The organism is Bacillus sp. 2D03, assembly GCF_003946765.1.
Classification (GTDB): domain Bacteria; phylum Bacillota; class Bacilli; order Bacillales; family Bacillaceae_G; genus Bacillus_A; species Bacillus_A cereus.
In genome coordinates this window covers 1-12,566 of record NZ_RPSJ01000016.1, presented here as the reverse complement: position 1 = coordinate 12,566, position 12,566 = coordinate 1, and the positions used below count along the sequence as shown (strand labels likewise).

Below are 12,566 nucleotides of genomic sequence, written 5' to 3'. Positions count from 1 at the left end.
GTTGGCTTTTTTGTTTTCTGATAATTATTTATCAAGTTATACATTGTAAAAAGCATGATATGATAAAATTTTTGGGGAATCATTGGAATGTGTTGTCATATTTACGATTATTTTGTAAGATTAAACTTGTTTCTTGTGAACAAATATAGAACTGAATTATTAAAAATAAAAAATGTAAGATTTATATGTTATAATTTTTCCTATGTGTAAATTTTAGAAAGTTGGAGGAACTTATGGAAGAAACAATTAGTTTAAAAGAGTTATTTCATATCTTAAAAAAACGTTTAGCAATGATCCTCGTAATTGCATTTGGTGCAGCTATTGTAAGTGCTATCATTAGCTTTTTCTTCATGACACCAATCTATCAATCTTCGACGCAAATTCTTGTTAATCAGAAGAAGCAAGAGGGTGCAATGTTCCAAGCTGGTGAAATTCAAACGAATATTCAATTAACGAATACATATAAGGTTATCATTAAAAGTCCAGTAATCTTAGAACAAGTGAATGAAAAATTAAATTTAAATATGACATCTCAAGCGCTAACAGGAAAGATTAATGTTGCTAATGAAAAGGATTCACAAGTAATCTCTGTAACAGCTGAAGATAAAGATCCAAAACTAGCTCGCGATATTGCGAATGCAACTGCAGATGTATTTAAAGGTGAAGTTGCAAAAATTATGAACGTTGATAACGTAACAGTATTATCTAAAGCAGAAGTTGCAGAAAATCAATCTCCAATTAAACCACGTCCAATGTTAAATGTGGCAATCGCTTTCGTTGTTGGTTTAATGGCTTCAGTTGGTCTTGCATTCTTACTAGAGTACTTAGATAACACAGTGAAAAAGGAAGAAGATGTAGAAAGCTTACTTGGCTTACCAGTATTAGGGATTGTAGCTCGTATGGATGAAGAAACAATGAACGTGAAATCACACGCTCCATCATCAAGAAAAGTGAGGGGACAAACAATTGGCTCTTAATTTATTTAAAAAGAAAAAGAATCATCGTCAACGTCGTCAATTAATTGCTCATCAGCAACCGAAATCACCAATTTCAGAACAATATCGTAATATTCGAACGAATATTGAATTTGCAGCTATTGATACGAATTTACATTCATTAATGGTCACGTCTGCAAACCCAAGTGAAGGGAAAACAACAACTACAGCGAATATGGCAGTTGTGTTTGCTCAACAAGGAAAAAAAGTATTATTAATTGATGCAGATATGCGTAAACCAGCAATGCATCAAATGTTCCAAGTAGATAATATTTTCGGACTAACGAACGTACTAACACATAGTGAACGTTTAGAAAATTGTGTGCAAACATCATTAGTTGATAATCTACATTTTTTAGCTTGTGGTCCAATTCCACCAAACCCGGCCGAATTGTTAGGTTCAAAGTCAATGAAAGAACTTCTCGGACAAGCATACAGTATGTATGATTTAGTTATTTTTGATATGCCGCCAATTTTAGCTGTAACAGATGCACAAATTATGGCAAATGTATGTGATGCTTCTATTCTTGTTGTTCGTAGTGAATCAACAGAGAAAGAGACAGCAGTAAAAGCAAAAGGATTGTTAGAATCGGCTAAAGGTAAATTGTTGGGCGTTGTTCTAAACGATCGTGAACGTGAAAACGGCTTATATTATTACTACGGTGCAAACTAATTTTAAAGTGAGATATGATAAAAACATATCTCCTTTTTTCCCTTGAATATGAGCAATATCTCATATTCAAGGGAAAAAAGATTTTTATAGGAGAGAGGGAGGATGAAACAAATGATAGATTTACATTGTCACATTTTACCTGGTATCGATGATGGTGCACAGACAGTGACCGATAGTTTAGCGATGGCACAACAAGCCGTTTCAGAAGGAATACATACAATTGTCGCAACGCCGCACCATCAAAATGGCAAATATGTAAATGAACGTACCTCAATTATTCATCACGTAAAACAACTAAATGATGAACTACAACAACATAATATTCCACTTACCATTTTACCTGGGCAAGAAGTCAGATTATATGGTGATTTATTAGAAGACTATGAAGCTGGTAAAATCGTTACTTTAAATGAAACAAATAAATACATATTCATTGAATTTCCATCGAATCACGTACCACGTTATGCCGAACAATTATTATACGAATTACGTGTAAAAGGAATGATTCCAATTATTGTTCATCCAGAACGTAATGCCGAGTTAATCGAGCGGCCAGATAAGTTATATAACATTGTAAATAAAGGTGCATTAACACAAGTGACAGCAGGTAGTTTGCTTGGGAAATTTGGTAAAAAGATTAAAAAATTCTCATTACAGCTTGTGGAACATAATTTAACACATATGATCGCATCAGATGCGCATAACACAACGTCAAGAGGATTTCATTTAGCGGAAAGCTATGAACTAATTGAGAAAGAATTTGGAATGAATGTTATGAGTGATTTGAAAGAAAATCCATATTTATTAATTAGCGGCAAAGCAATTTATAAAGAAGATCCAGAACAAATACGTCGTAAAAAACTATTTGGTATTTTTTAAATAAAGAATTGGTGATGTCTCCTAACCGTTATCAACGGGGGCACTCGGTCGTGCTGTGGGTAGAAATTTTTATTTCGAACCTACCTTAGACGCTTGTCGTCGGGAGTATGACGTGAGGATGGGTTAGATGCCCATAATTTATTTATTTTAGAAACTCTACTTATGGAGTTGTAAAGACGACCCTATAAGTAGGGTTTTTGTTATTGTTACATATGGATATAATAATAATAATATTTGGGGGTACTAGATTTGAAAAAAGTAAGAAAAGCAATTATTCCAGCTGCGGGACTGGGAACAAGGTTTTTACCAGCAACAAAAGCAATGCCGAAAGAAATGCTACCTATTGTTGATAAGCCTACAATTCAATACATAGTAGAAGAAGCGATAGAATCGGGAATTGAAGATATTATTATTGTTACTGGAAAAGGAAAGCGCGCTATTGAAGATCATTTTGATCATTCTTTCGAACTAGAACAAAACCTTTTAGAAAAAGGAAAGTATGAAATTCTTGAAAAAGTACAAGCATCTTCAAAAATTAATATTCATTACATAAGACAAAAGGAACCAAAAGGCCTTGGGCATGCGGTATGGTGTGCGCGTAAATTTATTGGAAATGAGCCATTTGCGGTATTACTTGGTGATGATATTGTACAAGCAGAAACGCCATGTTTACGTCAATTAATGGATCAATATGAAGGTACACAATCATCCGTTATCGGTGTACAAACAGTACCAGAAAATGAAACACATCGTTACGGTATTATTGATCCAGTTGAACGGAATGATCGCCGTTATCAAGTACGCCAATTTGTTGAAAAGCCAGCTCAAGGAACTGCGCCATCAAATTTAGCAATTATGGGACGTTACGTATTAACACCAGAAATCTTTATGCTCCTTGAAGATCAACAAACAGGTGCTGGTGGGGAAATTCAGTTGACAGATGCAATTCAACGATTAAATGAAATTCAACGGGTATTTGCATATGATTTTGAAGGAAAGCGTTATGATGTTGGTGAGAAATTGGGGTTTATTAAGACGACAATTGAGGTGGCATTACAGCATAAGGAATTAAAAAAGCAATTAATAAAATATATGAATGATTTAGTACATAAAGAAATCAATGAATAAGATTATAAGGGAGAGGGAATATGAAGACTGGTGAAAATATAGCGAGAGAATATCAAGTTACATCAGATGATCAAATCTTTCAAGTTGAAAATAGACAATCCAAGTTATATTTAGGGAGTAAGTATATATTAGATGTTATATTCGCTTTACTAGGCTTGATTATATTGGCACCTGTTATATTGATATTTAGTTTACTAATTATTTTAGAATCCCCAGGATCACCTTTCTATTTACAGGAAAGATTGGGTATAAATGGAAGGAAGTTTAATGTTATTAAATTACGTTCTATGAGAAATGATGCAGAAAAAAATGGTGCAAAATGGGCAGAGAAGAATGACCCACGTATTACAAAGATAGGATTATTTATTCGTAAGACGAGGATTGATGAGCTACCGCAATTATTTAATATTTTAAAAGGTGAAATGTCTCTTGTAGGACCAAGGCCGGAAAGACCTATGTTTACTGAGAAATTTGAGCGTGAAATTCCAGGTTTTAAAAAGAGACTAGAGGTAAAACCAGGACTGACAGGATGGGCACAAGTAAATGGTGGTTATGAAATTACACCGAGAGAAAAGTTGAGGCTAGATATATATTACATTAACAACTCCAGTTTATTGTTGGATTTTAAAATTATATTAAAGACTATTAAGGTAGTATGCACAGGTGATGGAGCTAGATAATGTATCTTATAAATACAGGATGGTATTAGTATGAACTTACAATTAATTCTTAAAAATGCTTCATTTTTATTTGTAGGAAATGTGATGGTACGAATGTTAACCGCCATTTCAGCAATTGTTATAGCTAGGTATCTTGGGGCAGAACAATATGGTATTTTAAGTATTGCATTAGTATTTTCCACTTTTGCAAGTTCAATGACAGATCTAGGATTAACTCATACATTTATTAGGGAGGGTACCAAAGCTGATAAAGATATATCTAAACTTTTAAATAGCTATTTGGTAACAAGATTATTCATTTGTATATTCTCCTCTGTAATTGTATTTATTCTAGTGAATTTTATGTATAGTCAGAAAGAAATGAAACAAGTAATTTTCTTGATGGTAATCCCTACAATATTTGGTGCAGCACTACAAAATGTAGGAGCGGTATATTATCAAATTATCGAAAAAATGAAATATACTGCAATTATTCGAATCATGGCAGGCTTAATTTCTGTCATAGGTCTTCTTATTGGAGTTTATTTTGGATATAGTCTTTTAATGGTAGCCTTAACTTATGGGCTATGTAGTATTTTAGGGGGTATTATAAGTATCTCTTTTGTCATTAATAAAATTAAATTGCATAAAGGATTAGATAATTCTATTTTAAATGGGTTAAGTGCTTTTACGTTAACTGCTTTTTTAACAATACTTATGCCTTTAATGGGACCTATTGCTTTAGAAAAGGTATCTAGTTTAGAACAGGTTGGCTATTTTAACGCTGCATTACGTATCCCCTCTGTTCTATATCAAATTCCAGGTATTGTAGCAGCAGCTTTTTACCCAGTTTTGTTTAAGCTTATTGATAGAAGTGAGCTAAAAAAACATGGAGAGGTAATAGTTATCGAAATTAAGTTAATGACTTTATTGTCTTTAATTATGGTTCTACCCATAATACTATTTCCAGAAGAAATTTCAGTTTTCCTGTTAGGGGAAAACTGGATAGGAATTGCTAAAACTCTTTCTATTTTATCTATTATTGTTTTTATTCAATCAATTAACTTTCCTTTAGCGGATAGTTTAACAACTAAAGGTTTGCAAAAATATAGATCTATTGCATTATTAATTAGTTTTGGGACAGGTATTTTTGCGTACTCGTATTTTGGAAAGTTATACGGTAGTTTAGGAGCAGCAATTGCAGCTGTTTTAATAGAGATTGTACTATTACTGGGTTTAATAATTTTTAATAAGCAGGGAATATTTACCGTGTTTAGGGGTAGTTCTAAAAGTTTATTAAGTTTAATTTTTTTGTATGTCATAAATAAATTATTCCTAGGAAATATTAATATATTTATCTCATTAGTAATAAGTTATCTCATTGTTTTAATTGTTATTCTATCAGAAAAAGATTTAATAAAAAATATGATTCAAAAAAAGAAATCTATTATGTAGAGGAGGCTATAAATGTCTGTTCCTGAGATATCTATAATAATTCCCACTTATAATGTAGAAGAATATATAGAGGAAGCGTTAAATTCAGTACTTAATCAGAGTTTTAAGCAATTAGAGGTTATAGTAATTGATGATGGATCACGGGATAAAACAGTTGAAATCATTCAATCTTTACAAGATGAGCGGATAAAGCTATATGAAAATGGGTCTAACCAAGGTCCTGCTTATTCGAGAAACTTTGGGATTTCTAAAGCAAAAGGTACTTGGATAGCCTTTTTAGATGGAGATGACTGGTGGGATCAAGAAAGAATAAAAGAGTTGCTTAATTTTGCTAGAATTAAAGAAGCTGACATGGTATTTGATGATATTTTCCTAATATATGATGGGCATGTAAGTCCGTATGCAACACAATGTCAAAATTACAAAGAAAAACTTGAATCTAGCCTTAATATTACTCCAGAGTTATTAGTAGAGTTAGATTTAGGAATGCAACCGATAATAAAAAGAAATCTATTGGAGAAAAAAAATATAAGATTTAATGATCAATTGATATTTGGGGAAGATTATGTTTTTTATCTTGAGGTACTATGCGAGTCTAATAAATGTTATTTTTATAATAAACCGTTATACTTTTATAGGCAGAGGGGAGATTCTCTTACAAGACAAAAGACAAAGAGAATCCAACAGTTAATACAAGCAAATAGGGAACTGTTAAAGCATGAAAAATTTCAAGGGAATAAAAAATTAATTAATCAATTGCAATGTAGGATGGTAAGACTCTCAAATCTAAATTTATATTATAGCTTCATTGAAAAAATAAAAGAAAAAGATATTAAGGGTATAGTGAAAAATATATATTTAAATCCTAAGGTGATTTTAATATTAATAAGCCGTTTACCAAAGGTCTTAAAATACAGACTAGGGAAATTTATTAAAAGTAGAGGTTAAAATATGAAAGACAAAAGTTTTGTACTTCAAAAGATGGATAGTAAGAATTCTTATGTTTATAACTCTATTTTCATAATGTTAATTTCACTATTCATTTTATATGTGCCGGTAGTAAATAGCATGCAACCATTAATAAAAGCGCCATATAGTTATTATGTTAATTTTTTAATTATTTTTGTGCTGTGGGTATTTAATTTTTTAAATAGTAAAAATGCTAATTTTACTAAAGAATATTTGCAATCAATGGGCTGTTTATATGTCTTAGGTCTTTACTGTGCTATTTCAAGTTTTTGGAGTGAAATACAATTTGAAACTTTATGGAGAACATTTATAATTTTTGGTCCTATTTTCGCAATGGCATACATTGTTAATGTAGATCGAATGATTGAAAAAACATTGATTGCTAGTTATAAAATTCAAATGTTAGTAGGTTTATTTTTAGCTACCCTAATGATATTTATTAAAATTTTTGGATTAATGATGTGGTTTAATGACGAATATTCACTAAATTATATTACCTTAGGTCCTATAAGAATAGAACAGGCAGTTTATTATTCAGGAGCGACACTGAGATTTTCATCTATTACAGGAAATCCTAACATATTATCATACATACTATTAATATCATTAGCGACCACTCTGATTTTGTTTTTAAGACAGTCAATAAAAACTTTCTATTTTATAATATCATTTTTAATTCAATGTTATGCCTTGTTTTTAACATATTCAAGGACAGGGATATTGGCATTTGGAATCTTCTTATTTCTGTTCTTTTGGTTAAATAATAGTAGGGGAATGAACCGTTTAAGAAAAAACATTTGGAAATTCATGAGAATATCTTTGATTCTAAGTGTTTTTGCAGGAGGAATAATAGCCCTTTTATTACAGGGAAGTAACCAGCGATTAAGCTTAGATTTGGCAGGAAGAGGAAAAGCATGGGATTTATTAGCCGATGTTATTTCAAACCATTTCTTTTTGGGGATAGGATTTAATTCTAGTCAAGAGTTTTTAAGAGAAATGAATGTTGGAGTAAATCATGCACATAGTCTATATTTAGGTATTACAGCTGAGATAGGGGTTATCGGTTTAGGATTATTTCTATTTTTTGTCTGTTGTACATTAGGGATTTTAATTCAACAGTTTCAAAAATACAAGAACAACTTAGAGTATAAAAATCAGTGGCTCATGTATTCTGGAAATATTGCAATAATAGTGGCTATTTTATTCCATCAGGGTACAGAATTCTCTTTATTAAGAAATAATTATCTGAACTTTTTATGGTTTTTCTTTATATTTACTACAATAAAGTTAGGTAGTGATTTAATTAAAAGAGAGAACGGAGGAGATCCTGTTGCAAAAAACTTTAGTAATAGGGGTTAAAGTAGAGAACATAGAAAAAGAAATGTCTGGTCCACAAAAGGTGTTCAACAGTATTGTTAATGATATAGATAATGAGGATATAATTGTTTTAGGAAGGGATATAAGAGCATGTATAAAAGGGATATTTTCTAGAGATGTAAGTAATTTGCATATATTTGGTTTTACACGATCAAATGCATTGTTAGTTATAATAGGGAAAATATTAGGAAAGAATATTCTTTATACCGCAAATGGCTTAGTATCGCGGGAAAATTTGCACTTCTCTAATCAGAGAATTTCTTGTAAAATGGCGGAATTTATTACTTTGAAGCTTGCAGATGGTATTATATGCGTGTCAGAAGGGTTAAAGGAAATGATTATAAGTGATTATAAAATACCAAAAAAGAAATTGAAAGTTATTCCAAATGGCGTTTCCCAAAAATTTCTGACTATAAAGCCAGACAAAAATATTTTTAACGAACTTATTCCTTTAGAAAAAAGAAAAAAGATTATATTTACTGCTTGTGGAACTTTTAAGTACAAAGGAATTGAACAATTAGTTAAAGTTGTGAATGATATAAAAAGGGATGATTTTATCTTAGTAATTGCTGGGCCAAAGGGAAATGTTCATGACAAGGTAATGAATATGATGAATCCTAAAAAGGTTATATATATAGGTAATTTAAATCAAAGTGAATTGATAAGTGCTTATTATTATTCAAATCTTTATATCCAAAATAGCTTATATGAAACTTTTGGCTTAGCACCATTAGAGGCATTAGCTGTTGGTACACCAGTTATAGTAAGTAAAGATGTTCAGATGAATTATTTGCTTAAAAATACAAGATTAGAACACTTTATTATAAATAATGATGAGGAACTGTCTGAAAGGATTAATTTAATATTAGATAATCCTAATATTAAAGAGGATTTAAGTATCAGTGCTAAGAAAATAGCTCAAAATAATACTTGGCAGGATATACGTCAGCAATATAAAGAATTATGGAGCGTTATTAATTAAGTGATAAAAGTATGGTGAGAAAATTGGGCAATGAATATCTAGTTAATGTTATAGTACCCACATTAGGAAATAGAATTGAGTATATTAAACGCTTATTTAATAGTTTAGAAGAGCAAACTATTAATAATATTAAAGTTATTATTGTGTCTCAAGAAAATCATGATAGAATTAGCAGTTTATTAATGAAATATAAGTTTAATTACCATCATGTTATATTAAGCAAAAAAGGGTTATCTCATGCAAGAAATAAAGGTTTAGAATATGTGGATAATGGTATTGTTACGTTCTCTGATGATGACTGCTGGTATCCTAAAAATGCATTTGAAACGGTTGTTGAAGGATTTAAATATAGGGATATCGACGCGCTAAGTTTTCAGATATTTGACCCCGAAATTCAACAATATTATAAAGAATATCCACAAGCTCCTATAGAAAAATTAGGTATTCGCGGGGTTTTAAAAATTTCATCAATAGAGTTCTTTATTAATTTAAATAAAATTGATATTGGAGATTTGAAGTTTGATGAGAGATTTGGTCTTGGGGCAAAATATCCATCTGGGGAAGAAAATATCTTGCTCGCAGATTTATTGAAACAGAAATATAGTATAGCTTATGTTAATCAAATTATTGTTTTTCATAAAAAGAAAACATCAGAAAATAAACTAATTGATTCGAATACTTTTACAGGAAAAGGACCATTATTTAAAAGGATGAGAGGAACTATTCCAGCTATATGTATGCTAATAATTTTCTTTGTAAAAAAATTCCATTTAACTGAAAAACCAATTCGCTCATTCATCAAAAGTTTTAAAGAGCTGTTAAAATTTTGATGAAAATATCAAAGAAGATCTGAAGGAGTAGTATTGAAATGGAAATGAATCTAAGTGAGATTGAAATAGGGAATCAATCACTTGTGTCAATTATTACCCCATCATATAATGCAAGTTCTTTTATTAAAGAAACAATCCAATCTGTCCAATCTCAAACTTATACAAATTGGGAAATGATTATTATAGATGATGTTTCAAAAGATAATACTTGTGAATTAATAAAAGAAGAGATTAAGAAAGATAATCGTATACGATTAATTGAATTGCAGGAAAATCGTGGAGCAGCAATTGCGAGAAACACGGGCATTAATAATGCAAGAGGGAAGTATGTAGCTTTTTTAGATAGCGATGATCTATGGCTACCCGAAAAATTAGAAAAACAATTGACTTTTATGCAGAATAATGATGTAGCTTTTTCGTTTACGGGTTATCAAATTATGAATCAAGATGGTACCCTTACTGATAAAATTGTACATGTGCCAGAAAAAATTAATTATAATGGATTATTAAAAAATACAATAATCGGTTGTTTAACGGTGATGTTGGATATTGAGAAGCTAGGGAAAGTACAAATGCCTAACATTAGGACCCGCCAAGATACTGCAACATGGTTAAAAATATTAAGAAAAGGTCATTATGCCTATGGATTAGATGAAGTTTTATCTAAGTATAGAAAAGTTGAAAACTCTATTTCTAGTAAAAAGTTCAAAATGGCTAAAATGAATTGGAAATTATATAGGGAAATTGAAGGGTTAAGTATCCTAAAATCTGCATGGTGCTTTATAAATTATGCCCTAAATGGAGTTGTAAAACATTTTGTTAAATAAGTTTTAAAAGCCTTTTTCTTCAAGGGGCTTTTTTTATTGTTAATAAATAAGGAGGATAAAAAATGAATATTGCTATTTTCGGAACAGGTTATGTAGGGCTAGTAACAGGGGTTTGTTTATCAGATATTGGACATCGTGTAACTTGTATTGATATCGATGAGAATAAAGTTGCGAAAATGAAAGAAGGTATTTCACCAATATATGAACCCGGTTTAGATGAGTTGATGAGTAAAAATATTAATGATAATAGATTGTTATTTACAACCAATTGTCGCCAAGGGATTGAAGAAGCAGATGTTATTTATATAGCAGTAGGTACACCGCAGCAAATAGATGGTTCAGCTAATTTACAATATATTGAGCAAGTTGCTTTAGATATTGCTAATAATCTAAAAAAAGATTCGATTGTAGTAATTAAAAGTACGGTCCCAGTTGGCACAAATGATCATGTTAAAAATTTAATTCAGCAAAATTTGAAAGCAGATGTGAAAATTAGCATGGTATCGAATCCGGAATTTTTAAGAGAGGGTTCTGCAATTCACGATAGTTTCTATGGAGATCGTATAGTTATTGGGGCTAATGATGCTAAAACTGCCGATGTTATGGAAGAAGTGAATAAACCTTTTAATGTTCCTGTTTTTAAAACAACAATTAGAAGTTCAGAAATGATTAAATATGCAGCAAATGCTTTCTTAGCTACAAAAATTAGCTTTATTAATGAAATTGCTAATATTTGCGAAAAGTTAGGTGCGGATGTAGAACATGTAGCTAATGGTATGGGATTAGATAAAAGGATTGGTACACAATTTTTAAAAGCAGGTATCGGATATGGGGGCTCTTGTTTCCCAAAAGATACACATGCTTTAATACAAATTGCTGGTAATGTTGAGCATGATTTTGATCTGTTAAAATCAGTTATTACAGTAAATAATAATCAGCAGGCATCGCTCGTTGAAAAAATAAAAAATGTATTAGGTGATATGGAAGGAAAACAAGTGGCTATGCTTGGTTTAGCTTTTAAACCAAATACTGATGATATGAGAGAAGCGGCATCTATTGTTATTGCAAATGATTTAGTAAAAATGGGTGCGAAGGTCGTAGCTTATGATCCAATTGCTACTGAAAATGCAAAGAAAGTATTACCTAATGAGGTTCAATATGTGTCCTCTGTTGCAGGAGCAGTTAAAAATGCCGATGTAACACTTATTGTAACTGAATGGGATGATATAAAAGAATTCCCTATTGAACAGTATATCAAATTAATGAAACAACCTATTATTTTTGATGGTCGTAATTGCCATGGTTTAGAATATGTGAAAAAGTTTAATGTAGACTATTATTCCGTAGGAAGACCAGCTGTAGTTCGTGAAAAAGTTTCTTTATAATTAGTGGGTAATTTATAGGATGAGAATCTGTAAGACTAATTTTTATAAATAAAGAAATTTTTTATTAACCTAGCTATTTTAAATTCTAGCTAGGTTAATGTTTACATGCTTATTATAAGGATATGTAGTAATGGGGAGGTTTGTAATTATGGCAGTACTTGTAACAGGTGGAGCAGGATATATTGGTAGTCATACATGTGTAGAATTACTAAATAGCGGTTACGAAGTTATAGTAGTGGATAATCTTTCGAATAGCTCGGTAGAATCTATAAATCGAGTAAAAGAAATAACAGGAAAACAATTTAAGTTTTATAAAGAAGATGTTTTAAATCGCGAAGCGCTTGACGCAATTTTTGAAGAAAATTCAATTGAAGCAGTTATTCACTTTGCAGGATTTAAAGCTGTAG

13 protein-coding genes are annotated in these 12,566 nt (G+C 30.9%); all 13 read left to right on the top strand.

Features of this window, described 5'->3' with window-relative positions; translation table 11 throughout:
* The first annotated feature begins 233 nt into the window (after positions 1–233).
* The gene (locus EBQ15_RS26950; protein ID WP_000393137.1) at positions 234–977 is read left to right on the top strand and encodes a YveK family protein; all 744 of its coding nucleotides are present in this window, start codon (positions 234–236) and stop codon (positions 975–977) included.
* The gene (locus EBQ15_RS26945) at positions 967–1,668 is read left to right on the top strand and encodes a CpsD/CapB family tyrosine-protein kinase (RefSeq protein ID WP_001207156.1); all 702 of its coding nucleotides are present in this window, start codon (positions 967–969) and stop codon (positions 1,666–1,668) included. The genes EBQ15_RS26950 and EBQ15_RS26945 overlap by 11 nt, the downstream gene beginning before the upstream one ends.
* A 111-nt stretch (positions 1,669–1,779) precedes the next feature.
* Positions 1,780–2,547 carry a tyrosine-protein phosphatase gene (locus tag EBQ15_RS26940; RefSeq protein ID WP_033683991.1) on the top strand — a complete coding sequence of 256 codons (768 nt, stop codon included), beginning with the start codon at positions 1,780–1,782 and terminating at the stop codon, positions 2,545–2,547.
* A 249-nt stretch (positions 2,548–2,796) separates the two neighbouring features.
* Positions 2,797–3,675: a UTP--glucose-1-phosphate uridylyltransferase GalU gene (gene galU, locus EBQ15_RS26935; protein WP_000757796.1), complete on the top strand. Its 879-nt coding sequence runs from the start codon at positions 2,797–2,799 to the stop codon at positions 3,673–3,675.
* Between the two features lie 20 nt (positions 3,676–3,695).
* Positions 3,696–4,355, top strand: a complete 660-nt coding sequence (locus tag EBQ15_RS26930; RefSeq protein WP_000847749.1) for a sugar transferase — start codon at positions 3,696–3,698, stop codon at positions 4,353–4,355.
* 30 nt (positions 4,356–4,385) lie between these two features.
* Positions 4,386–5,789, top strand: a complete 1,404-nt coding sequence (locus EBQ15_RS26925; protein WP_001053220.1) for an oligosaccharide flippase family protein — start codon at positions 4,386–4,388, stop codon at positions 5,787–5,789.
* A 12-nt stretch (positions 5,790–5,801) separates the two neighbouring features.
* A complete protein-coding gene (locus tag EBQ15_RS26920) occupies positions 5,802–6,737 on the top strand; it encodes a glycosyltransferase family 2 protein (protein ID WP_000115837.1) in 936 nt (311 codons plus the stop codon).
* A 3-nt stretch (positions 6,738–6,740) separates the two neighbouring features.
* On the top strand, positions 6,741–8,117 hold the full coding sequence (locus tag EBQ15_RS26915; protein WP_000653503.1) for an O-antigen ligase family protein: 1,377 nt from the start codon (positions 6,741–6,743) through the stop codon (positions 8,115–8,117).
* On the top strand, positions 8,089–9,117 hold the full coding sequence (locus tag EBQ15_RS26910; RefSeq protein ID WP_001173036.1) for a glycosyltransferase family 4 protein: 1,029 nt from the start codon (positions 8,089–8,091) through the stop codon (positions 9,115–9,117). Before EBQ15_RS26915 ends, EBQ15_RS26910 begins: the two co-directional genes overlap by 29 nt.
* Positions 9,118–9,128: 11 nt before the next feature.
* A complete protein-coding gene (locus EBQ15_RS26905; RefSeq protein ID WP_000251819.1) occupies positions 9,129–9,947 on the top strand; it encodes a glycosyltransferase family 2 protein in 819 nt (272 codons plus the stop codon).
* A 38-nt stretch (positions 9,948–9,985) separates the two neighbouring features.
* The gene (locus EBQ15_RS26900; protein WP_000425725.1) at positions 9,986–10,774 is read left to right on the top strand and encodes a glycosyltransferase family 2 protein; all 789 of its coding nucleotides are present in this window, start codon (positions 9,986–9,988) and stop codon (positions 10,772–10,774) included.
* 62 nt (positions 10,775–10,836) lie between these two features.
* Entirely contained in the window at positions 10,837–12,159 is a 1,323-nt protein-coding gene (locus EBQ15_RS26895; RefSeq protein ID WP_001017335.1) for a UDP-glucose dehydrogenase family protein, read from the top strand.
* 148 nt (positions 12,160–12,307) lie between these two features.
* On the top strand, positions 12,308–12,566 hold a 259-nt coding region (locus EBQ15_RS26890), incomplete at its 3' end, for an SDR family NAD(P)-dependent oxidoreductase (RefSeq protein WP_125653123.1).